Consider the following 22,149-nt stretch of genomic DNA (forward strand, 5'->3'; position numbering starts at 1 on the left):
CCTGCGACCCCGTGATCATGGTCGCGGCCGTCGGTACCGCCCTGCTCGCCGCCCTCGCCGTCTTCCAGCTCGCGCTGGCCGGCGGCGCGCCGCTGGGGCGGTTCGCGTGGGGCGGGCAGCACGTCGTCCTGCCGCCGCGGCTGCGGGTGGGCAGCGTGGTGTCGATCGGGGTCTACGCCGCCGTGGCGCTGCTGGTGCTGCAGGCGGCCGGGGCCGTCGACCTGCTGCCCCGCGGGCTCGTCGAGGTCGGCATGTGGGTCCTGACCGGGTACTTCGGGCTGGGCGTGGTCCTCAACGCGATCTCCCGGAGCCGGCCCGAGCGGCTGGTGATGACGCCCGTGGCGCTCGCGCTGGCCGCCGTCTGCCTGGTGCTGGCGCTGGGCTGAGCGGCGCATCCGCCCGTCCCCCACCGCGGAAGGAGAGGGGGAGGGAGGACCGATGGCACAGGTGCGGGACGTCCCCGGCGGCTTCGCCGCGGACACCACGACGAGCGACCCGGACGCCGTCTGGCGCCGCTGGACCGATCCCGGGACGTGGGGGGAGTGGGACCGCGGGCTGCGCGGCGCCGCGCTCGACGGGCCGTTCGGGCCGGGCACCCGCGCGGTGCTCACCGGCCTCGACGGCCGGCGCTCGCGGTTCGTCGTCCGGGAGGTGGAGCCGCGGCGGCGGATCGTCGTCGACGTGCCGCTGCCCGGTGGGGCGATGATGCTGACCCGCAGCCTGGCCGGTGCGCGCCCGGAGCACGCGGTCACCTTCCGGGGTCCGCTCGGCGCCCTGTGGCGGACCGTGCTCGGGCGGCGGTTCCGGCCGCTGCTCGGCCCGACCGTCGAGGCGGTGGCCGGCGCCCGAGCCGCGCTACGCACCCGGGCCGGAGGAGAGCCGGCGGGCCGCCGAGGTGTGGAGGAAGCCGGCGATCCCGAGGACCGCCAGCCCGCTCACGGCGTGCAGGCCACCCCAGACGGCCCCCTCGTCGGCCAGTGCCCTCAGCAGGCTCTGGCCGACGAAGGTGAGCAGGGCCAGCACCAGGGCGAGGACGACGTCGCGGGTGCCCGCGCGGGCGACCAGCGCCAAGACGAGCACGACGGCGGACAGCGCGGGGATCACGGTGAAGCCGTTGGTCACGTGGGCGTCGAAGCTCCCGCCGAAGGTGCCGAGCCCGGCGAGGAAGAACTGCACGACGACGGCGAGCAGCAGCAGGGCCAGCGCCAGCCGGTAGGCGACCAGCGCGCCGTGCCGCGGTCCGCCGGCTCGTGCCCGCGTCGTCGTCGGGGTCTCGGGAGCGGTCATGGCGGCCTCCTGACGGGTGCCTGCCGGCCAGGGTCCGGCGGCTCCGGACCGGCGTCCAGGGTCTGTCGTCCCGGCGTAGGACGATGGGGGCGTGCGGCAGGAGGCGAGCGTCCTGCACCTGGACCTGGACGCGTTCTTCGCCGCCGTCGAGCAGCGCGACAAGCCCTCGCTGCGAGGCCGGCCGGTGGTCGTCGGCGGCACCGGCGGGCGCGGCGTCGTCGCGACGGCGTCCTACGAGGCCCGCGCGTACGGCGCCCGCTCGGCGATGTCGACGGCGGAGGCGCGGCGCCGCTGCCCGCCCGGGACGGCGTTCCTCGGCGGCCGGTTCGCCGCCTACCGGCGGACCTCCGACGTCGTCATGGAGCTGCTGCGCGAGCTGTCGCCGCTGGTCGAGCCGGTGTCGATCGACGAGGCCTACGTCGACCTCGCCGCCGGCCCCGGGCACGACCTGTCCGTCGAGGGCGTCACCGCGCTCGCCCGCGGGCTCAAGGCCCGCATCGCCGAGGCCACCGGCGGGGTGACCGGCTCGGTGGGCGTCGGCAGCTCCAAGCTCGTGGCCAAGATCGGCTCCGACCTGGACAAGCCCGACGGCCTCGTCGTCGTCGCGCCCGGCACGGAGCTGGACGTGCTGCACCCGCTGCCGGTCACCCGGCTCGGCGGCGTGGGCCCGGCGACGGCGGAGCGGCTGCGGCAGGTCGGCGTCGCGACGGTGGCGCAGCTGGCCGCCAAGTCCCTGCCCGACCTCGTCGCGCTGGCCGGGAAGGCGCACGGCAGCGGGCTGTACCGGCTGGCGCGGGCCGAGGACGACCGGCCGGTGGTCGCCGAGCGCGAGGCCAAGTCGGTGTCGCACGAGGAGACCTTCGAGCGGGACCTCACCGACCTCGCCGAGCTGAACCGGCTGATCGACTCGATGGCCACCCGGGTGGGCGCGCGGCTGCGGTCCTCGGCACTGTCCGGGCGCACCGTGACGCTCAAGCTGCGCCGCTACGACTTCACCACGCTCACCCGCTCGCAGACGCTGCCGCAACCCACCGACGACGCCCGCCAGGTGGCCTCGATCGCCCGGCGGCTGCTCGTCGAGGCCGGCACCGGCGGGGGCCTGCGGCTGATCGGCGTCGGCGTCTCGGGCCTGTCCCAGTACGCCCAGGGCGACCTGTTCGCCGACGACGACCCCGGCGCGCCCGACGAGTCGGAGGCCGACGCCGTCCTCCGGGAGGCCGCCCGGACCGCCGGCCCGGCCGACCGGCGGTGGTGGCCCGGGCAGGACGTCGTGCACGACGACCACGGCCCGGGCTGGGTGTGGGGCCGCGGGCTGGGCCGGGTGACGGTGCGCTTCGAGGGGCCGCTGACCCCGCCCGGCCCGGTGCGGACCCTGACCGCCGACGACCCCGCACTGCACCCGGGCGACCCGCCGGACTGGCGGCCCACGACGATGGAGCCGTGAGCGAGAACCTCTGGCTGCGGATGACCGAGGCCGACCCCGGGCACTCGGCGGCCTACGTCAAGCGGTTCAAGGACCTGGCCGCCGGTGGGATGGACATCGTCGGCGAGGCGCGGCTGGTCGACGCGATGCTGCCGCGGCGGTCGCGGGTCCTGGACGCCGGCTGCGGCCCGGGCCGGGTCGGCGGCCACCTCGCCGCGGCCGGGCACGACGTCGTCGGGGTCGACGTCGACCCGGTGCTGATCGCCGCGGCGGAGGAGGACCACCCGGGCGCGCGCTGGCTGGTCGGCGACCTGGCCACGCTCGACCTGCCCGACCGGTTCGACGCGATCGTGTGCGCGGGCAACGTGGTCACGTTCCTCGCGCCGTCCACCCGGACCGAGGTGCTGCGGCGGTTCCGGGCGCACCTGGCCGACGGCGGGCGCGCCGTCGTCGGCTTCGGCGCCGGGCGGGACTACGCCTTCGACGCGTTCCTCGCCGACGCCCGCGCCGCCGGGCTGGAGCCGGACCTGCTCCTGTCGAGCTGGCACCTGCACCCGTTCACCGCGCAGTCGGACTTCCTGGTCGCCGTCCTCCGGGTCAGCTGACCCCGGCGAGCCGGCCGACCACCCGCAGGCCGGCGTCGAGGTGGACGACCAGCGTCCGGCCGTCGGCGCCGCGCAGGTGCGCCGCGAACAGGCCCGCGGCGTCGACCTCCAGCCACTCGATGGTCGCGCCGGGCGCCTCGGCGAGCGCGGCGGCGGCCACCTCGACGGCGACGTCGGCGGTCAGCTCCGGCGGCAGCGGGCGGCGCGGGGTGCGCACCCAGGCGTGCCGGCCGACGGTCTCGGTGCTGCGGTCCACGGTGGCCTCCTCGGGGTCCCGGCAGCGGGGGTGCCGCCGTGCCCCCGAGACTCGGCCCCCCGCCTGGGAGCCCCCTGGGGACGACGTACGAGTTCCCCCGGGCGACTCAGCGGCAGCCGAGGGCGAGGGTGAGCTCGAGGACCGTCTGCGGGTCGTCGAGGTGCCTGCCGAACAGCTCCCGCAGCTGCCCCATCCGGTAGCGCACCGTCTGCGGGTGGACGAACAGCTCCGCGGCCACCTGCTCGCGCCGGCCGTGGTGCAGCAGCCACGAGCGCAGCGTCTCCACCAGCTTCTCCCGCGGGCCGGGGCCGAGGCCGTCGAGCGGGGCGAGCACCTGCGCGCGCAGGTCGGCCAGCGCCTCGCCGTCGGCGCGCAGGACCAGGTCGGCCAGCCGCTGCTCGGTGTCCACGGGCGCGTCGCCGTCCGGGGACAGGCCCACCTGCAGCGCCCGCAGCGCCCGCGAGTACGACGAGCGCGCCTCCTGCCACGGCCGCGCCGGCCCGACGACGGCGTCGCGGCCGGAGAGCACCTTCAGCAGCGCCGCGCGGGCGAACCCCTCGGCGTCGGGCACCAGCAGCACCGCCCGCTCGGTCGAGGGCTCCGCCCCGGGCAGGTCCTCGCCGGCCTGCAGCGTGCGCGCGTCGAGCACCGCCGTCGCCTCGCGGGCGCCGGCCTCGGACAGCAGGACGGCGGTCAGCGTGCGCGGCGGCGTCCAGTCCGCCCGCTCGGCTGCGGTGATCAGCTCGTACGGGGGCGCGCCGGTGACCAGCAGCTCGGCCAGCCGCTCCAGGTGCCGCCGCCGCACCCGGCCGCTGGCCGCGAGCTGGTCGGCGTGCCCGGAGGCGCTCGCCGCCGAGAGCTGGTCGATGTAGGCGAACACCAGCTCGGCGAAGCGGGCCAGCGCCGCGGCGGGCATGCCGGCCGCCACCGCCGTCTCGCTCAGGTGCCGCCAGGCCACCCGGGCGCCGACCCGGTAGGCCGACAGCAGGGCGTCCATCGACCGGCCGGTGCGCGCCTCCCCGCGCCCGAGTGCGTAGGCGCTCTCGATCGCGGGGTCCACCGGCCGGCTGGCGTCCGCCCCGCCGGTCGCGAGCTCCAGGAAGCCGCCGAGGGCGAGCTGGACGGCGTTCTCGATCTTGCGGCCCATGGGCCCGCGGAAGGCCTCGGCGTAGCTGGGCACCTCGACGACGATCGCCGCGACCGTCCGCTCGGCGACCGACGGCAGCTCCGTGCGCATCGCCGCCGCGACGTCGGCCGCGAAGGTCTCCTGCACCGTCACGTGACCTCCTCGTGACCTCACTTGTTCGCCGAGGACAGTATCCGCGCCCACGTTCACGTCGAGGGCACAGGTGATTACGCGCTCCGCAGGGAACTGTAGGGACATGACCGCGACCGTTCCGCGCCCTTCCCCGGCCCGGCCGGCCCTGAAGGCGCTGCGCGACCGCGCCCTGCGCCTCGCCGAGCTCGTCACCACCCCGCTGCTGCCCGCCGACTACCTCGACCTGGTCGACCCGCTGCGCGCCGGCGCCGACCTGCGCGGACGGATCGAGGCGGTCGTGCCCGAGACCCGCGACGCGGCCACCGTGGTCATCCGGCCCGGCGCCGACTGGCAGGCGCACCGGCCCGGCCAGTACGTGCGCATCGGCATCGACGTCGACGGCGTCCGGATGTGGCGGGCCTACTCGATCACCTCCGACCTCGGCCGCACCGACGGCTGCTTCACCGTCACGGTGAAGGCCATCCCCGGCGGCAGGGTCAGCAACCACCTGGTCCGCAGCACCCGGCCGGGCACGATCGTGCAGCTCGACCAGGCCACCGGGGACTTCTGCCTGCCCGAGCAGCGGCCGGCCAAGGCGCTGTTCGTCACCGCCGGCTCCGGCATCACCCCGGTGATGGGGATCCTGCGCAACCACCCCGAGCTCACCGACGTCGTCCTGGTGCACTCCGCGCCCACGCGCGACGACGTCGTCTTCGGCGCCGAGCTGCGGCAGCTGGCCGCCGACGGCCGCCTCCGGCTGGTCGAGCAGCACACCGACACCGCCGGGATGCTCGACGCCGCCGCGCTCGCCGCCCTGGTCCCCGACCTCGCCGAGCGCGCCACCTGGGCCTGCGGCCCGGTCGGCATGCTCGAGGCGCTCGAGGAGCACTGGGCCGCCGCCGGCATCGCCGACCGGCTCTACACCGAGCGGTTCCGCCCGAAGGTGCTCGTCACCGGCGAGGGCGGCACGGTCACCTTCACGAGGAACGGGACGTCGCTCGAGGCCGACGGCGCCACCCCGATCCTCGACGCCGCCGAGGAGGCCGGCGTCCTCATGCCCAGCGGCTGCCGCATGGGCATCTGCTACGGCTGCGTCCTCCCGCTGCGCGAGGGCGCCGTCCGCGACCTGCGCACCGGCGAGGTCACCACCGCCGCCCCCGGCGACGGCGTCCTCGTCCAGACCTGCATCAGCGCCGCCGCCGGCGCCTGCGACATCGACCACTGACCGCCTCCCGACCGAGGAGCCGCACCACATGACCGTCCTGCAGAAGAAGTCCGACAACCCCATCGAGCACCTCACCCCCGAGGACATCGAGCTCATCGGCAAGGAGCTCGACGAGATCCGCCAGGGCGTGATGGACAGCCGCGGCGAGTCCGACGCGCGCTACATCCGCAAGGTCATCGACGTGCACCGCAAGATCGAGCTGGGCAGCCGCGCCGTCCTGCTGGCCTCGGGCTTCCCGCCGGCCTGGATCGCCGGGACCATCGGCCTGTCGATCGCCAAGATCCTCGAGAACATGGAGATCGGGCACAACATCCTCCACGGGCAGTGGGACTGGATGCGCGACCCGAAGATCCACTCCACGACGTGGGAGTGGGACATGGCCAGCCCGGCCGAGCAGTGGAAGCACTCGCACAACGAGCTGCACCACACGTACACGAACGTGATCGGCAAGGACAACGACCTCGGCTACGGCATCATGCGCGTCGACGAGGACCAGCCGTGGGTGCCGATGTACCTCGGCCAGCCGCTGTGGAGCTTCGTCAACGCCTGCTTCTTCGAGTACGGGATCGCCGCCTACGACCTCGAGCTCGGCGCGGTCATCGCCAAGAAGCAGACCGGCGACCCGGACTTCCGCCGGCGCGCCAAGCAGGTGCTGGTCAAGATCGGCCGGCAGGTCCGCAAGGACTACCTGATCCACCCGCTGCTGTCGGGCCCGAACTTCGTCGCCACGCTGGCGGCCAACTTCACCGCCAACATCGTGCGGAACCTGTGGTCGAACTCGGTCATCCTCTGCGGTCACTTCCCCGAGGGCGTCGAGACCTTCGAGAAGAAGTCGATCGACGGCGAGACCCGCGGCGAGTGGTACCTGCGCCAGATGCTCGGCTCGGCCAACATCTCCGGCTCCAAGGCGATGCACATCCTGACCGGGAACCTGTCCCACCAGATCGAGCACCACCTGTTCCCGGACCTGCCGAGCAACCGGTACGCCGAGATCGCCCCGAAGATCCGCGACCTGTTCGACCGCTACGGCCTCAACTACCACACCGCGCCGCTGCCGCAGCAGGTCGGCTCGGCCTGGCACAAGATCATCCGGCTGTCGCTGCCGAACGGCTGGCTGCAGAACACCACCGCCCGCAACCTGCCCTCGCAGCTCGGCAAGCTGTGGAAGATGACGACCGGCAAGCCGCGGGTCCGGCGGGCGCTGCTCCGCGAGCAGGCCGCGATGGCCGCCGCGGCCGCCTGATCCACCGCGCACGCAGAGGGGCCCGGGACGCGACGGCGTCCCGGGCCCCTCGTGTGTCAGCCGACCGTCAGGAGTTGAGCGGGAGCAGGACCCTCGGGTCGGCGACCGGGACCTCCCACACGTCGCCCGCAGCGTCGGGATCGACGACCTCACCCCGGCCCAGGAAGGCCGCTACCTGCGTCTGCCCCTGCAGTGCCGCCGGGATGCTCGGCTGCAACAGGAACGAGTGCGGGTTGTTCGCCGCGTTGGTCGTCCGGTCGTTGCGGTAGAGGCTGGTCCGCGACCACAGGTGCCCGGCGTCGACGAGCGTGTACGACGTCGGGTTGGGCACCGTCCGGTCACCGAAGGCGACCTGGACCAGCACCCGCTGCGGGTCGATGAGCGGCGCGAAGGTCTCCGGGCTGCCCGGACGGGCGAGCCACGTGGACCGGGCCAGGTACTCCTGGATGGCCGCCGCACCCTGCACGGTCAGGGTCACGGGGCCCTCGCCGCGCAGCGGCATCTGCTCGGTGAAGCCGCCGACGCCGCCGTTGAGCAGTCCGACCGCACCCAGCGCCTGCGCGGTCAGGCCCCGGAACGACGGGGAGAGCCGCGAGATCTCGGTGATCGGTCCGCCGGGCACGTTGAGCACCGAGCGGGTCACCGCCGGGTCGGCCCCGGTGAGCATGGTGCCGTAGATGCCGCCGAAGCTCTGGCCGAAGTACGTCACGTCCCGGCCGGAGAGGTCCGCCGTCCCGTCACCGTCGACGTCCGTGCCGCCCACCGAGCGGACCAACGTCATGATGTCGGCCGCCGTCTGGCGCAGGGCGTCACGGGAGGAGACCGCGGCGGACGCGCCGGTCGCCGACGATCCCTCGGTCGAACCGATCAGGACGTCCTCGTCCTGCTGGTCGACACCACGGCCGTAGCTGGGCAGGCGCCGCTCGCCGGCGGCGGTGGTGATGACCCACTCACCGTCGGGCCCGAGACCGTGGCCGACCACGTTGGTACCGATGGTGGCGATGCCGCGCTGGGCGTTGGTGACCGCCGCGGCGAGGACGTTGGCGTCCGAGCCGGTGAAGCCGTGCCCGAAGACCGCCACCGGCCAGCCGCCGGCCGGCGCGGTGCCAGGGGGCAGCACGGCGACGAAGGGCAGCGTCGCAGCGCTGACCGGCGCCGGCCCCGCGTCGCGCGTGGGCGTCTGCTCGATCGTCACGTCCGGGCGCAGCCAGTTGGGCGCCTGGTACGAGCCGAACGCCAGCGTGGCACCGCCGGGCAGCAGTGCGGTCACCGGCTGCGTCACCGCCGCCGAGTTGGTGGGACCGGTGTCCTGGGCGAGGGCGACCCGGGTGCCGGCGACGGGGAAGGCCCCGTCGGTGTGCAGACCCGGGGTGATGTCCAGCGCGGTGAAGGCGCTGCCGCTGTCGATCTGCCGCTGCAGGTCCTGCAGGCCGTCGGTGGCCGACAGGGTGGTGAAGGTGTCCCGGGTGGCCTTGATGGTCGGGCCGCCCTGCACCTCGACCCGGTAGGTCGTGCCGGGCGCGAGCTGCTGTGCCGGGTGGGCGTACAGCGTGTTGGTGGCCGGGTCCCAGACGACGCGGTCGACGCCGGTCCGCCAGCCGCCGCGGTCCTCCTGGATCGTGATCCGCGCGGCGGCCGTCGCGGCGTCGACCGGCTTGCTGAAGCGGATCGCCAGCCGCGGGTCGAGGTCGAAGCCGTCGAGCCGGTTGAGCTGCTGGACCAGGCCGCAGCTGATCGGGGCGCCGCAGTCCGCCGTCGGCAGGTCCACCCGCCGGCCGGTCAACTGGGCGGGGTCGCGGACGGTGAGGGTGTCGGAGGGGAAGACCGAGACCGGCTCGGCCTTCTGCGGGTCGGCCAGCGCGGGGGTCGCGGTGACCGAGAGGGCGGCCGTGAAGGCCAGCGCGCCGACGATCGACGTCGTCGCGCGGTGCCAGCGTCGTTGCTGCAAGGCGTCTCCAGGTGGGGGGAAGGGGGCGCCTCTTCCTAGTCTGCGGTGACTCGGATCACAAGATGATCATCCACAACCGCAGGTCAGGCCGGTCCTGCCCCGTCCGGGGGCCGGGAGGACGCCCTCCCGGCCCCCGGACGGAGCGATCACAGGCGGGCGGCCGCGGCCTTGATCGCCTCGCGGATGCGGACGTACGTGCCGCACCGGCAGACGTTCTGGATCTCGTCGATCTCCTCGTCGGTGGGGTCCGAGGTCCGGCGCAGCAGCGCGACCGCCGCCATGATCTGCCCGGGCTGGCAGTAGCCGCACTGCGCGACGTCCTGCTCGAGCCACGCCTCCTGGACCGGGTGCAGCCGGTCGCCGTCGGCCAGGCCCTCGATGGTGGTGACCTCGCGGCCGGCGGCCTCCGCCGTCGGGGTGACGCACGGGCGGATCGCCTCGCCGTCGAGGTGGCTGGTGCAGGCCTTGCAGACGTCGATGCCGCAGCCGTACTTGGGCCCGGTGACGCCGAGTCTGTCGCGCAGCGCCCAGAGCAGGGGCAGGTCGGCGGGGGCGTCGACGGTGACGGTCTCGCCGTTGAGCCGGAAGGTGTAGGTGGGCACGGGGCGCTCCTCAGCGGGGGAAGGGCTCGAAGTCGACGGGGAAGACGAGGGGGAACGACCGCGGCTTCGTCCCGGTCGCGCGGGCGTAGGCGTTGGCGACGGCGCCGACCGCGGCCGGGACGCCGAGCTCGCCGGCGCCGCCGGGCTCGTCGCTGCTGTCGACGACGAACACGCGGACGTCGGGCGGTGAGTCGGCCTGCCGGGTGTAGTGGAACTGGCTGTAGCTGCCCTCGAGCGGCAGCCCGTCGACGACGTGCAGGCCGGCGCGCAGCGTGGTGCCGATGGCGTCGGTGAGGCCGCCGAGCATCTGCGCCTCGAGCCCGCGCGGGTTGACCGCCTTCCCGACGTCGACGGCGATGGTCGCCCGGGTGACCCGCGGGCGCTGCGGGTCCCGCGCGTCGATCTCGACCAGGCAGGCGGTGCAGCCCTTGTACTCGGCGTGGAAGCCGAGGCCCTGCGCCCGGCCGCGCGGCATCCGGCGCCCCCACTGGCCCTCCCGGACGACCGTGTCGAGCACCGTGCGGTGGCGGTCCTCCTTGAGGAAGCGGCGGCGGAACTCGGCCGGGTCCCGGCCGGTGGCCGCGGCGAGCTCGTCGACGACGACCTCCTCGGCCCCGCGGGTGTTCGCCGAGTAGACCGAGCGCCAGCTGCCGGTGTGCATCCGCAGCGGCACCTCGGCCAGCGTCTGCGTGGTGACGCCGAAGTGGTACGGCGAGTGCACGGTGGTGGCGAAGACCGTCTGCGCGAACGAGAGGTTCCCGCCCACCGGCAGCTCCGCGGCCACCGACGTGAGGATCTCGCCGAGGCCGTGCCCGAAGTCGGTCTCCACGCTGGCCACGCGGTGCTCGAAGGTGAGCACGTCCCCGGCGGCGTGCGTGGCCCGGATGCGGTGGTGGCTGGCGGCGCGGGCGCGGCCGTGGCGCATGTCGTCGATCCGCGACCACAGCAGCTTGACCGGCCGCCCGGTGGCCTTCGAGACCCGCGCGGCCTCCAGGGCGGCGTCGGAGAACAGGCGCCGGCCGAACGAGCCGCCGCCCTGGACGACGTGCACGGTCACCCGGGACACCGGCAGGCCGAGCTCGGCGGCGATGGCCTCCTGCGCGACGATCGGCGACTTCAGCGGCGACCAGATCTCCGCCCGGTCCGCGGTCACGTGGGCGATGGCGCAGTTGGGCTCCAGCGGCGCGTGGCTGACGAAGGCGAAGTCGAACTCCGCGTCCACCGTCCGCACCAGCAGGCCGGGCGCCAGTGGCGGCGGGGTGACCGCGCGCAGCTTCCGCCGGATCGACTCGTCGTCCTCGTCGTCGACCGTGCCCGGCCCCCAGGTGGCGCGCACGGCCGCGACGGCGTCGCGGGCCTGGCCGAAGGTCTCGGCGAGGACGGCGACCCCGGTCTGCACCACGGCGACGTCGACGACGCCCGGCATGGCCCGGACCTCGGCCTCGTTGTCCAGCGACCGGACGGTGCCGTTGATCGAGGGCGGGCGGCGCAGCATGGTCGGCAGCGCGCCGGGGACGACGTCGAGGTCGAGGGTGTAGCGCTGCCGGCCGGTCACCATCGCGCGGGCGTCGGTGCGGCTGGTGGGCGTGCCGACCACCCGCTGGGCCGCGGCCGGCTTGGGCGCGGCGAGCGCGACGGCGAGCGTCCGGTCGGCCGCGGCGGCGGACAGCTCGCCGTACGTGGCGGTCCGCCCGCCGGGGCCGCTGACCACGCCGTCGGTGACGGTGAGCGAGGCCGGGGTGGTGCCCCAGCGGAGGGCCGCGGCGGCCAGCAGCCGGGCGCGGGCGACCGCGGCCGCCCGCCGGACCGGGCCGTAGACGCTGCGGATGGTGTTGGAGCCGCCGGTGAGCTGGTTGAACACGAGCTCGGGGCGGGCGTCGGCGAGGGTGACGTCGACGCGGTCCAGCGGCACGTCGAGCTCGTCGGCCAGCAGCATGGCGACGGCGGTGGTGATGCCCTGGCCGACCTCGGCGCGGGGGAGGGCCAGGCCGACCCGGCCCCGCTCGTCGACGGTGACGACGATGAGGTCCTCGGTGGGCTTCCCGGCGAGGATCAGCACGTCACCGAGGTCGAGGAGCTCGGCCGGCGCGGGCAGCGACGGCAGCGCCTGCGCGGTGGCCGGGCCGGCCACGTCGGCGACGACCTGCGCCGCGACGGCGAGCGTCGGCGCGGCGACGAGGTAGGTGAGGAAACGGCGGCGGCTGTGCGTGGGCGCGGGCGCGTCGGTGCGGGGATGCTCGGGCAGGGTCGTCACGCGATGGCCTCTCGACGGGAAGCGGTCGATCGAGGACACGGCCGGGCTCGGCGGTGCTCGGCCCGGACCAACGAGCGGGCGCGACCGGGGTCACGACGTTGCAGTGCGACGGTGCGTCGTTGCAACGTCGCGCTCGGTGATCCACGTGGAACACCGCGGACGCACGAGGGCCCGGGACCGTGACGGTCCCGGGCCCTCGTGCGCGTCGGTGCGGCCGGTCGGTCGGCTGTGCCGACTCAGTTGGCCATGCTCAGTTGGCCATGTCGACGAAGCGGCTGTAGTGGCCCTGGAAGGCGACGGTGACGTTCGCCGTCGGGCCGTTGCGGTGCTTGACCAGCATGATGTCGGCCTCGCCGGCCCGCGGGCTCTCCTTCTCGTACATGTCCTCGCGGTGGATCATCATGACCATGTCGGCGTCCTGCTCGATCGAGCCGGACTCGCGGAGGTCCGACAGCATCGGCTTCTTGTCCTGACGCTGCTCGGACCCACGGTTGAGCTGCGACATCGCGATGACCGGGACCTCGAGCTCCTTGGCCAGCAGCTTCAGCGCCCGGGAGAACTCCGAGACCTCCTGCTGGCGGCTCTCGACGCGCTTGCCCGACGTCATGAGCTGGAGGTAGTCGATGACCACGAGCTTGAGGTCGTTGCGCTGCTTGAGCCGCCGCGCCTTGGCCCGGATCTCCATCATGGTCATGTTCGGCGAGTCGTCGATGTAGAGCGGGGCGTCGGCCACCTCGCCCATCCGGCGGGCCAGCTTCGACCAGTCCTCGTCGGACAGCGTGCCGGCGCGCATGTGGTGCAGCGGCACCTTCGCCTCGGCCGACAGCAGACGCATGGTGATCTCGTGCTTGCTCATCTCGAGCGAGAAGATGACGGCCGGCATGTGGTGCTTGACCGTGGCCGACCGCGCGATGTCCAGCCCGAGGGTCGACTTGCCCACACCGGGACGGGCGGCGATGACGACCATCTGCCCGGCCTGCAGGCCGTTGGTCAGCTCGTCGAGGTCGCGGATGCCGGTGGGCACGCCGCGGGCGGTGCCGCCACGGGAGGCGATGGCGTCGAGCTCGTCCATCGTGGGCTGCAGGACGTCCTCGAGGCGCGAGTAGTCCTCGCTCATCCGCTTCTCGGTGACCTCGTAGATCTCCTGCTGCGCCCGGTCGACGATGTCGTCGACGTCGCCCCGCCCGCCGGCCGCGCCGTAGCCCAGCTGCACGACGCGGGTGCCGGCCTCCACCAGGCGGCGCAGGGTGGCCTGCTCGGCGACGATCTGGGCGTAGTAGCCGGCGTTGGCCGCCGTCGGCGTCGAGGCGATGAGCGTGTGCAGGTACACCGCGCCGCCCATCTTGGACAGCTGGTCGGTGCGGTTGAGCTCCGCGGCGACGGTGATCGCGTCGGCCGGCTCACCCCGGCCGTAGAGATCGAGGATGCAGTCGTAGATCACCTGGTGCGCCGGCCGGTAGAAGTCGTTGCCGGTCAGCTGCTCCACGACGTCGGCGATGGCGTCCTTGCTCATCAGCATGCCGCCCAGCACCGACTGCTCGGCCGCGACGTCCTGCGGCGGCTGCCGGTCGTACTCCGGCGCCGTCGCCTGCGGCCGGCTGAAGTCGTCGGCCACCGCCACCTGGGTACCTCCCTCTCCTCGTGGGCACGCGCGCGCGTACAGACCCCGGCCGCCCGGCCGGGGCCCGGTGGGGGAAGCACCAGGACGCCTCGCGTGCCACTCGAACACGCGTTCGAGGACATCACTACCCGGAGCCACCGACAGTTCGTGGTGGTCCGGCGCAGGAGACGACGTTAGGAAGCGGGGACGGACCCGTCCAACACCCGTGTGGGCCGCGTTCTGCACAACTTGTGGACAAGTCGGTGGACAGCCGGAGTCGACATGTGGAGACGGGGAGGACACCGGCCAGTCGTGCCGCGGTCTCGCGGGCGTCACCTGCGTCCCGGCCACCCACCGGCTGTGGACACGAGAAAGTCGGCGCGCCGGGGGCTCCGGGCGTGTCGTGTCGTCCCGCCCGGCGCAGCCGTCACAGGCGCCCGCCGGCACCGGGGCCCGGCCACGACGGCCGCCGTCCGCGGTGTCCGCGGCCTCCCTGCCGCCGTCCGGGACCCCGGGGTCCCGGGAGGGCGGGCACGGCCCGGAGACGCCGCGAGGGGCGCCGGACGGTTGTCCGACGCCCCCCGCGGGCGGTGCTGCGGCGTCCTCAGCCGGCGACGACCTCGATGGGGAGGGTCGTCGTGACCTCCGGGTGCACCCGCACGGTGACGGTGTGCTTGCCGGTGGTCTTGATGCTGCTCGGCAGCTCGATGCGGCGGCGGTCCAGCTCCGGGCCGCCGGCGGCCGTGACGGCCGCGGCGACGTCGGCGGTGGTGACGCGGCCGAACAGGCGGCCGCCGTCGCCGGCGCGGGCGGGCACCCGGACGGTCAGGCCGGACAGGCGCCCGGCCACGGCCTGGGCCTCCTCGAGCGACCGCACGTCGCGGGCGGCACGCGCCCGGCGCAGCGACTCGACCTGCTTCTCGGCACCGCGGGTGGCGACGATGGCCAGGCCGCGGGGCAGGAGGTAGTTGCGGCCGTAGCCGCCCTTGACCTCGACGGTGTCACCGGAGGACCCGAGACCGGTGACCTCCTGCGTCAGGATCAGCTTCATCGTGCTCATGGTCAGCGCGCCGTCGAGGTGTAGGGCAGCAGGGCCATCTCACGGCTGTTCTTGACGGCCGTGGCGACGTCCCGCTGGTGCTGGCTGCAGTTGCCGCTCACGCGGCGGGCACGGATCTTGCCGCGGTCGGAGATGAACTTCCGCAGCAGCGTCGTGTCCTTGTAGTCGATGTAGGTCGCCTTGTCCTTGCAGAACTGGCAGACCTTCTTCTTGGGCTTGCGCACAGGGGGCTTGGGCACTGGGTTCTCCAGGTACGGCTAGAGCGTGGTGAGGTGGTGGACCGGCCCCCTCGCAGGGGCCCGCGCCGAGCGGAGCGAGGCGTGGGGGCGAGGGGGTCCTTCTCAGAAGGGCGGCTCGTCGGACGGGCCGGCGGGCGTCGACCACGGGTCGCTCGCGCCGCCGCCGAAACCGCCGCCACCGCCGCCGCCGAAACCGCCACCGCCGCCGCCACCCTCACCGCGCGAGGCCCGGGTGACCTTCGCGGTGGCGTAGCGCAGCGAGGGACCGATCTCGTCGACCTCGAGCTCGACGACGGTGCGCTTCTCGCCCTCCTTGGTCTCGAACGAGCGCTGCTTGAGGCGCCCCGAGACGATGACCCGCGAGCCGCGGGTGAGGGACTCGGCCACGTTCTCGGCCGCCTGCCGCCAGACGTTGCAGCGGAGGAACAGCGCCTCGCCGTCCTTCCACTCCTGCGACTGCCGGTCGAAGGTGCGCGGCGTCGAGGCGACCGTGAAGTTGGCGACCGCGGCCCCCGACGGCGTGAACCGCAGCTCCGGGTCGGAGGTCAGGTTGCCGATGACGGTGATGACGGTCTCGCCGGCCATGGTCAGTGGACCTCGGGCCGGATCAGCTTGGTCCGCAGGACCGACTCGTTCAGGTTGAGCTGACGGTCGAGCTCGGCGACCGCGGCGGGCTCGGCCTGGATGTCGACGACGGCGTAGATGCCCTCGACGTGCTTCTCGATCTCGTAGGCCAGGCGGCGCCGGCCCCAGATCTCGGTCTTGACGGTGCCACCGCTGCTGGTGACGACGGTCAGGAACCGGTCGAGGGAGGGAGCGATCGTGCGCTCCTCCAGGTCGGGGTCGAGGATGACCATCAGTTCGTAGTGACGCACGGAGAACCCCACCTCCTCTGGTCTGTGGCGGCTGCAGGACGTCTGCAGCAGGAGGGTCGTACACGCGTCGCGCGCCCTGCCTGCCTCGGACGGCACGCGGGACGCGCCCCCCGAGGGTACCAGCGCGCCCGCCGGCTCCCGCCGGGGTCAGCGGGAGCGGGCCGCCCGGGAGGTGCGGACCAGCGCGGCGGTGCTGCCGGCCAGCGCGACGACGGCGACCAGCGCGGCGAACGGCAGGGCCGGGCCGGGGGAGGCGCCGTCGGCGCTCACCGTGCTGCTCTCCTCCTCCAGCGCGCCGCCGTCGAGCCCGCCGAGCCCGCCGGAGACCGGCACCGCGGCGCCGTCGTAGCTGCCCGCGACCCCGCCGGAGCCGTCCGTGCCGCCCCCGCCGGGGCCGGACGCGGCACCGGAGGGGGAGCCGGCCCCGGGCAGCCGCGACGGGTCGAAGGCCGCGGACCCGCCGCCGGAGGGCGCCATCCGCGCCGCGCCGCCGCCGAGGTCGTAGGAGTAGGCGTCGCCGTCGATCCCCTGCGCGGCCGCGGGGACGTCCGGGGCGGTGGCCGGGGCCTGCGGCGCCTCCGGGGTGGTGGGCACCGGTGCGGGCAGCGACGGCAGGGAGGGCAGCGGGACGTCGACGGTCGGCAGCTGCGGCAGGTTCGCCGAGGGCAGGTCCGGCAGCGGCAGCAGCGTGTTGACGAGGAACGGCGTCGGGACGCCGATCTGCACCGTCGTCTGCCGGCCGTCGTAGGTGACCGGCTGGATCTGCGGCAGCGTGCTCAGCGCCCGGGTGGTGACGGTGGTCAGCACGCTCCCGACGATCGAGGTGTTCGGGACGACGACCCGGTACGTGTAGGTGATCGTGCAGGTCAGGCACGTGCTGGCGAAGCGCTCGGTGACGCTCGCGTCCTTCGGCAGCGGCTTGGGACCCGAGGGCAGGCCGAGCGTGACGTCGGTGAACACCTGCGCGGTGACCAGCGAGGGCAGCAGCCCGGCGCCGCCGACCCGCACCGTCTTGGGCTCGATCCGGTTGGTGAAGGTGACCGTGCCGCCGGGGTCGACCGAGACCAGCGGCGGGGTGAGGTCGCGGATGTCGACGGTGGCCGACGGGGCGGCGCTCGCGGCGGGCGGCAGCAGGACCGCACCGCCCAGGACGGCGGCCACCACGAGCGCGAGCGCGGCGAGGAACCGCCGCGCGGCCCGCCGCACCGTGCCGGTGGTCGCCGTCCCCGTCGTCATCCCCTGCGTCCCCTCCGTCTGCGTGCCCGTGTCGTGGCGCACGCCACCGCCGGCGCGTGTCCGCCGTCACGGTCCCCAACGAGCACGTGACCTGCGCGATACGGGTGGGTTCCCGTCCGGGGCGGAACTACTGTCGCCGGGGTGGCAGAGCACCCGATCGGCGTACACGTCGGCCCCGGCCTGACCGAGGACAACGAGCTGGACGCGGGCGGGCCGCTGGCCCGGGCCGCGGAGATGGACGCCGACGGCGTGCAGGTCTTCCTCGGCGACCCGCAGGGCTGGAAGGCGCCGCCGCCGCGCCCGGACGCCGAGGACCTGCTGGCCTCCGACGTCGCCGTCTTCGTGCACGCGCCGTACGTGCTCAACGTGGCCTCGACCAACAACCGCATCCGCATCCCGAGCCGCAAGAACCTGACGGTGCAGGCGCGGGCGGCGGCGGCGATCGGCGCCCGCGGGATGGTGGTGCACGGCGGGCACGTGCTGGCCAAGGAGGACCCGGCCGCCGGCTTCGACAACTGGCGCAAGACCTTCGTCCGCCAGGCCGAGGACGGCGGGTTCCCGCTGCCGCTGCTCATCGAGAACACCGCCGGCGGGGACAACGCGATGGCCCGCGAGCTCGGTGCGGTGGCCCGGCTGTGGGACGCCGTCGGGGAGTTCGGCGCGGGCTTCGTCCTCGACACCTGCCACGCCTGGGCCGCCGGCTGGGACCTCGCCACCGCGGTCGACGACGTCCGCGCGGTCACCGGCCGGCTCGACCTCGTGCACCTCAACAACAGCCGCGACCCGCACGGCTCCGGCCGCGACCGGCACGCGCCGCTGACCGCCGGGGAGATCCCCCTGGAGCTCCTGCTCGAGGTGGCGCGCGCCGCCGACTGCCCCGTCGTCCTGGAGACGCCCGGGGACGCCGCCGCGCACGCCGAGGAGGTCGCGCTCGTCCGCGCGGCGCTGCGGGGGGCGTAGGAGGCGATCCGCACGCCCGGACGCCCGGGACGTGCGGATCACCTCCTATGCCGCGACCCGCCGGCGCAGGGTGAGCCGGTCGGGGGCGCCGTCCAGCGGGCCGCCGGCCGGGTCGTCGACACCGGGCCAGCTGGTGCGGACGACGTCGGCGTCGGGGTGCAGCACGTCGCGCACGACCAGGCCCATGAGCACGACGACGGCGAGGTCGCGCGCGGTCACCGCGAGGAAGAACCACTCGACGCCGACGCCGCGGTCCTCGGTGCCGAGGTACCAGAGCATCCGCACCACCCAGAGCACCGCCTCGCTCGCCTGCCAGAGCAGCAGCGAGCGCCAGCGCGGCCGGGCCAGGACCGCCAGCGGCAGCAGCCACAGCGAGTACTGCGGGCTCCACACCTTGGTGACCAGCAGGAACGCCGCGACCAGCAGGAACGCGACCTGGGCCACGCGCGGCCGCACCGGGGCGCGCAGCACCAGCCAGCCCAGGCCGGCGCAGACCAGCAGCACGCAGCCCGCGACGACGGTGTTGAGCACCACCGGCGCCGTCCCCTCGGGCAGCGGGCCGTCGAGGAACCGCCCGTCGGAGGCGGTGATCAGGACGTTCCACACGCTGTCGGGGTCGGCCGGGCGGGCGGTGTTGAGCCGGAAGAACAGCGACCAGTTCTCCGGCGCGAGCAGCGCCACCGGCACGTCGACGGCCAGCCAGGCGGCCACCGCGGCGACGGCGGCGCGCAGCCACTCGCGCAGCCGCCCGGCCCGCAGGCACAGCAGGAACAGCGCCCCGAGCAGCAGCAGGGGGTAGAACTTCGCGGCGACGCCGAGGCCGAGCAGCACGCCGGCGAGCGCCGGCCGGTTCCGTGCCCACGCCCACAGCCCGCCGGTGGCCAGCGCGACGGCGAACAGGTCCCAGTTGGTGAAGGCGTGCACGAACAGCAGGGGGGACAGGCCGACCATCGCCGCGTCCCACGGCCGGTGCCCGGCCAGCGCCAGCACCTCCCGGACGAGGAGGAACGCGCACAGCGTGAGCAGCAGGCAGGTCGCCACGTAGTAGGCCTGCACGGGCGGGACCTGCGGCAGCAGGCCGGCCGCCGTCGCGAGGTCGCCGTAGGTCCGGCCGAGCAGCGCGGCCAGTGCCGTGAACGCGCCGGTGAGCACCGGGTACTCGACGGCCGAGTCGAGGTAGGGGAGCGCGCCGGTGTCCAGGCCGTGCAGCGTGAACAGCGGGACGGTGTCGGAGTAGCAGAAGTGGGTGTACTGCACCGACCCGGCCCAGTTGCCGTCCGCGCACGGCGCCTGCTTCAGCCACGCGGCCGCCAGGACCACGGTGGCGTAGAGGAGGCAGATCCGCAGCGGCGTCCAGAACAGCGCCCGGCCGGTGACCGCGTGCCGCCCCCACGGCCCGCCGGCGGCCTCGCTCGCCTGCGCGGCGACCGGGTCCGACCACGTGGGCACCACCCGGTCGGGACGCCCCGGGGGGACCGCCGTCGGGGGCGCAGACGCCGGAGACGCCGCGGGCCCGTCCGCCGGCTGGTCGGCCGGGGCGGACGGGCCCGTGGGGGAGGAGCTCACCCGGTCAGTCTGCCGGGCGGGTCAGCCGGTCAGCTGCGGCTGGGTGGTGGTGGGTGCCGGCTGCCCGGGCTGGGTCGTCGGCGCCCCGGGGTTGCTGCCCCCGGCGGGAGGCGGGAGGACCGGCCCCGGCGTGTTCGGGTCGTTCGGCTCCTCCTCGGTCGTGCCGTCGTCCGGCGGCTGCACGGTCTCGGTCGGCGCGGTCTCCGTGGGGGTGGCCGGGGTGGTCGGCGTCGGCTGCGTCGTCGGCGCGGACTGCGTCGTCGGCGCGGACTGCGTCGTCGGCGCCGCCTGGGTCTCCGGTGCCGGGACGCCCTCGCCCGTGTCCCCGCGGATGACCGGCCGGTTCGGCAGGTCCTCCTCCGGGGTGCCGGCCAGCACGGTGTCCATGAACTCCTGCCAGATGGCGCCCGGCAGGCCGGAGCCGTAGATGATCGCGCCGTCGGCGTTGCGGATCGGCTGGTAGCCGTCGGTGCCCATCCACACCGCCGTCGACAGCGACGGGGTGTAGCCGACCATCCAGGCGTCGGAGTTGTCGTCGGCGTCGATGCCCTGGGTGCCGGTCTTGGCGGCCACCTCGCGGCCGTCGTCGAGTGCCCGGCGCGAGTGCTGGGCGACGCCCTCGAGCGCGAAGGTGGTGTCGTTGGCGACGTCCTCGCCCATGACCCGCTCACCGGCCGGGGCGCCGTTGTCCAGCAGCACGCCGCCCGCGCTGTCGGTGACCCGGCTGACGAAGTGCGCGTCGTGCCGCACGCCCCCGCTGGCGAGGGTGGCGAAGCCGACGGCCTGGTCGATCGGGCGCATCTCGTACTCGCCGATGCCGATCGAGGAGCCGGTGACGCCCGACTCGGGGGAGGCGAGCGTCGTCTTGTCGTCGAGCTGGCTGACGCCGGTGGCCGGCCACGTCTCCGGCATGCCGGTCGCGGCCAGCGCCGTCTCGCGGACGTTCTCCGGGCCCACCTCGTAGGCCAGCCCGTAGAAGGTCGTGTTCAGCGAGCGGGTCATCGCCTCGACGAGGGTGCAGGCCGGGCACGAGGCGCCGCCGGAGTTGCGCACCGGGGCCTCGCGGTCGGGGAAGGTCTGCGGGGAGCTGCCGTCCCGGCGCGAGGTGACGCTGATGCCCTGGTCGAGCGCGGTGGCCAGCACGTACGGCTTCATGGACGAGCCGGGCTGGCGGCGGGCCTGCGCGTAGTCCACCGCGTCCACGCCGGCGCCGACCTCACCGCCGTAGTAGGCGCGCACCCCGCCGGTGTCCGGGTCGACGGCGACCAGGGCCTGCCGCAGGTTGTCCGGCTGGCCGTCCATGACGTCGCGGACCGCGGCCAGCGCGGCGTCCTGGGTGGCCTTGTCGACGGTCGTGGTGATCCGCAGGCCGCCGGCCTGGATCTGCTCCTCGGTGTAGCCGCGCGCCTCCAGCTCGGCGACCGCCTGCGACACGACCAGGCCCTCGGGCCCGGTCGGGGTGCCCAGGGACGAGGACTGCTGCTTGGGCAGGACCGGCGGGTAGACCGACGCGTCGCGGTCGGCCTGGGTCATCCAGCCCTCGTCGACCATCGCGTCGAGGACCAGGTTCCAGCGGTCCTGCGCGCCCTCCGGGTTGGACTCCGGGTCGTAGGAGCTGGGGCTGCGGATCTGGACGGCGAGCACCGCGCCCTGCTGCGGGGTCAGCTGGGCCGCCGGCACGCCGAAGAAGGTGTTGGCCGCCGCCTCGATCCCCCAGGCACCGCGCCCGAAGTAGATGGTGTTGAGGTAGTTCTCGAGGATGTCGTCCTTCGAGTAGTTGTTGTCCAGCTTGATCGCCAGGAACAGCTCCTGGAACTTGCGGCTGAACGTCTGGTCGGAGTTCTGCAGGATGGCGTTCTTCACGTACTGCTGCGTGATCGTCGAGCCACCCTGGGTCGAGCCGCCGGTCAGGTTGTTCCACGCCGCCCGGACGATGCCGGTGAAGGAGATCCCCGGGTCGGAGTAGAAGTTCCGGTTCTCCGCGGCGAGCACCGCGTTGCGCGCGGGCTCCGAGACCTGCTCGAGCGTGACGTCCCGCCGGTTGGTGTCGCCGAGGCGGGCCATCTCGGTGGTGCCGTCGGCGTAGTAGACGACCGTGGTCTGCGACCGCTGCACCGAGCTCGGGTCGGGCACCTCGGTGGTGGCGTAGACGACGCCGACGAAGACGCCGAGCAGCACCAGCAGGCCGAGCAGGGTGCCGAGCGCCACCTTCAGCCGGCGGCGCCGCCGCTGCTTCTTGGTGCGCGCCTTCTTGCCGCCGGGCTTGCCGCCCGCGGGACGCGAGCCGGTGGGCCGGGAGCCGCCGGGACGCGAGCCGCCGGAGCCCCCTGACCGCGCGGCCGTCGTGCGACCGCGGCCGGCGGATCCGGAGCCACCGGCCGCGCGGGCGGACGGCGGGCGCCGCGGCGGGCCGCCGGACGGCCCGACCGGCGTGGTCTCGTCGTGGGGAGGCACCAGGCAGCCCCTCCTCGGGTGTCGGTGGGCGGATCGGGTCCGGCCCAGCGTGGCGTCG

At 74.6% G+C, this 22,149-nt stretch carries 20 protein-coding genes; 6 read left to right on the top strand and 14 right to left on the bottom strand.

Translation table 11 applies throughout. The annotated features are described in order from the left end of the window. Positions 1-17 precede the first annotated feature (17 nt). Positions 18-386: a hypothetical protein gene (locus ACI798_RS07905; protein ID WP_456940504.1), complete on the top strand. Its 369-nt coding sequence runs from the start codon at positions 18-20 to the stop codon at positions 384-386. A 469-nt stretch (positions 387-855) separates the two neighbouring features. Here the strand turns inward: ACI798_RS07905 and ACI798_RS07910 are convergent, their stop codons facing one another. After that, positions 856-1,287, bottom strand: coding sequence for a DUF6220 domain-containing protein (locus ACI798_RS07910; RefSeq protein ID WP_456940483.1), 432 nt, complete (start codon positions 1,285-1,287; stop codon positions 856-858). 91 nt (positions 1,288-1,378) lie between these two features. On the opposite strand from ACI798_RS07910, the gene ACI798_RS07915 reads away from it, so the two are divergent. Together ACI798_RS07915 and ACI798_RS07920 are read left to right on the top strand one after the other, a co-directional pair. Further along, the gene (locus ACI798_RS07915; RefSeq protein ID WP_457047638.1) at positions 1,379-2,731 is read left to right on the top strand and encodes a DNA polymerase IV; all 1,353 of its coding nucleotides are present in this window, start codon (positions 1,379-1,381) and stop codon (positions 2,729-2,731) included. Next, entirely contained in the window at positions 2,728-3,315 is a 588-nt protein-coding gene (locus tag ACI798_RS07920) for a class I SAM-dependent methyltransferase (RefSeq protein ID WP_457047639.1), read from the top strand. Before ACI798_RS07915 ends, ACI798_RS07920 begins: the two co-directional genes overlap by 4 nt. On the opposite strand, the gene ACI798_RS07925 is transcribed toward ACI798_RS07920, so the two are convergent. Together ACI798_RS07925 and ACI798_RS07930 are read right to left on the bottom strand one after the other, a co-directional pair. Further along, positions 3,308-3,571 carry a hypothetical protein gene (locus ACI798_RS07925; RefSeq protein ID WP_457047640.1) on the bottom strand — a complete coding sequence of 88 codons (264 nt, stop codon included), beginning with the start codon at positions 3,569-3,571 and terminating at the stop codon, positions 3,308-3,310. The two genes, ACI798_RS07920 and ACI798_RS07925, sit on opposite strands and share 8 nt — an antisense overlap. Before the next feature lie 106 nt (positions 3,572-3,677). Further along, positions 3,678-4,850, bottom strand: coding sequence for a PucR family transcriptional regulator (locus tag ACI798_RS07930; protein WP_457047641.1), 1,173 nt, complete (start codon positions 4,848-4,850; stop codon positions 3,678-3,680). Positions 4,851-4,953: 103 nt separating this feature from the next. On the opposite strand from ACI798_RS07930, the gene ACI798_RS07935 reads away from it, so the two are divergent. Together ACI798_RS07935 and ACI798_RS07940 are read left to right on the top strand one after the other, a co-directional pair. Next, entirely contained in the window at positions 4,954-6,054 is a 1,101-nt protein-coding gene (locus tag ACI798_RS07935) for a ferredoxin reductase (RefSeq protein ID WP_457047642.1), read from the top strand. 28 nt (positions 6,055-6,082) lie between these two features. Further along, positions 6,083-7,297, top strand: a complete 1,215-nt coding sequence (locus ACI798_RS07940) for a fatty acid desaturase family protein (RefSeq protein WP_457047643.1) — start codon at positions 6,083-6,085, stop codon at positions 7,295-7,297. Between the two features lie 67 nt (positions 7,298-7,364). Here the strand turns inward: ACI798_RS07940 and ACI798_RS07945 are convergent, their stop codons facing one another. The 9 genes from ACI798_RS07945 to ACI798_RS07985 form a co-directional block, all read right to left on the bottom strand. Beyond that, positions 7,365-9,245: an Ig-like domain-containing protein gene (locus ACI798_RS07945; protein WP_456940476.1), complete on the bottom strand. Its 1,881-nt coding sequence runs from the start codon at positions 9,243-9,245 to the stop codon at positions 7,365-7,367. 146 nt (positions 9,246-9,391) lie between these two features. Then, positions 9,392-9,847: a (2Fe-2S)-binding protein gene (locus ACI798_RS07950; protein ID WP_456940475.1), complete on the bottom strand. Its 456-nt coding sequence runs from the start codon at positions 9,845-9,847 to the stop codon at positions 9,392-9,394. 10 nt (positions 9,848-9,857) lie between these two features. Further along, on the bottom strand, positions 9,858-12,101 hold the full coding sequence (locus tag ACI798_RS07955; RefSeq protein ID WP_457047644.1) for a molybdopterin cofactor-binding domain-containing protein: 2,244 nt from the start codon (positions 12,099-12,101) through the stop codon (positions 9,858-9,860). Positions 12,102-12,351: 250 nt separating this feature from the next. After that, entirely contained in the window at positions 12,352-13,716 is a 1,365-nt protein-coding gene (gene dnaB / locus ACI798_RS07960) for a replicative DNA helicase (RefSeq protein ID WP_456940473.1), read from the bottom strand. 589 nt (positions 13,717-14,305) lie between these two features. Beyond that, positions 14,306-14,752, bottom strand: coding sequence for a 50S ribosomal protein L9 (gene rplI / locus ACI798_RS07965; protein WP_456940472.1), 447 nt, complete (start codon positions 14,750-14,752; stop codon positions 14,306-14,308). Positions 14,753-14,763: 11 nt separating this feature from the next. After that, positions 14,764-15,000: a 30S ribosomal protein S18 gene (gene rpsR, locus ACI798_RS07970; RefSeq protein WP_073422051.1), complete on the bottom strand. Its 237-nt coding sequence runs from the start codon at positions 14,998-15,000 to the stop codon at positions 14,764-14,766. Positions 15,001-15,102: 102 nt separating this feature from the next. Next, on the bottom strand, positions 15,103-15,585 hold the full coding sequence (locus ACI798_RS07975; RefSeq protein WP_456940471.1) for a single-stranded DNA-binding protein: 483 nt from the start codon (positions 15,583-15,585) through the stop codon (positions 15,103-15,105). 2 nt (positions 15,586-15,587) lie between these two features. After that, positions 15,588-15,875: a 30S ribosomal protein S6 gene (rpsF, locus tag ACI798_RS07980; RefSeq protein ID WP_456940470.1), complete on the bottom strand. Its 288-nt coding sequence runs from the start codon at positions 15,873-15,875 to the stop codon at positions 15,588-15,590. A gap of 147 nt (positions 15,876-16,022) precedes the next feature. Next, positions 16,023-17,111, bottom strand: coding sequence for a hypothetical protein (locus ACI798_RS07985; RefSeq protein ID WP_457047645.1), 1,089 nt, complete (start codon positions 17,109-17,111; stop codon positions 16,023-16,025). A gap of 141 nt (positions 17,112-17,252) precedes the next feature. Between ACI798_RS07985 and ACI798_RS07990 the strand changes: the two genes are divergently transcribed. Beyond that, positions 17,253-18,071, top strand: coding sequence for a deoxyribonuclease IV (locus ACI798_RS07990; RefSeq protein ID WP_457047646.1), 819 nt, complete (start codon positions 17,253-17,255; stop codon positions 18,069-18,071). Positions 18,072-18,116: 45 nt separating this feature from the next. On the opposite strand, the gene ACI798_RS07995 is transcribed toward ACI798_RS07990, so the two are convergent. Both ACI798_RS07995 and ACI798_RS08000 read right to left on the bottom strand, forming a co-directional pair. Continuing rightward, positions 18,117-19,520: a glycosyltransferase family 87 protein gene (locus tag ACI798_RS07995; protein ID WP_457047647.1), complete on the bottom strand. Its 1,404-nt coding sequence runs from the start codon at positions 19,518-19,520 to the stop codon at positions 18,117-18,119. A 138-nt stretch (positions 19,521-19,658) separates the two neighbouring features. Further along, positions 19,659-22,091, bottom strand: a complete 2,433-nt coding sequence (locus ACI798_RS08000) for a transglycosylase domain-containing protein (protein WP_457047648.1) — start codon at positions 22,089-22,091, stop codon at positions 19,659-19,661. Between the last annotated feature and the right edge of the window lie 58 nt (positions 22,092-22,149).

The organism is Geodermatophilus sp. SYSU D01045, from assembly GCF_054050295.1.

Bases quoted from the DNA above. Each gene is read 5' to 3' on its own strand.
- ACI798_RS07985 (WP_457047645.1), bottom strand. From the start codon at position 17,111: ATGACGACGGGGACGGCGACCACCGGCACGGTGCGGCGGGCCGCGCGG.
- ACI798_RS07910 (WP_456940483.1), bottom strand. From the start codon at position 1,287: ATGACCGCTCCCGAGACCCCGACGACGACGCGGGCACGAGCCGGCGGA.
- rplI (WP_456940472.1), bottom strand. From the start codon at position 14,752: ATGAAGCTGATCCTGACGCAGGAGGTCACCGGTCTCGGGTCCTCCGGT.
- ACI798_RS07975 (WP_456940471.1), bottom strand. From the start codon at position 15,585: ATGGCCGGCGAGACCGTCATCACCGTCATCGGCAACCTGACCTCCGAC.
- ACI798_RS07935 (WP_457047642.1), top strand. From the start codon at position 4,954: ATGACCGCGACCGTTCCGCGCCCTTCCCCGGCCCGGCCGGCCCTGAAG.
- ACI798_RS07905 (WP_456940504.1), top strand. From the start codon at position 18: ATGGTCGCGGCCGTCGGTACCGCCCTGCTCGCCGCCCTCGCCGTCTTC.
- ACI798_RS07940 (WP_457047643.1), top strand. From the start codon at position 6,083: ATGACCGTCCTGCAGAAGAAGTCCGACAACCCCATCGAGCACCTCACC.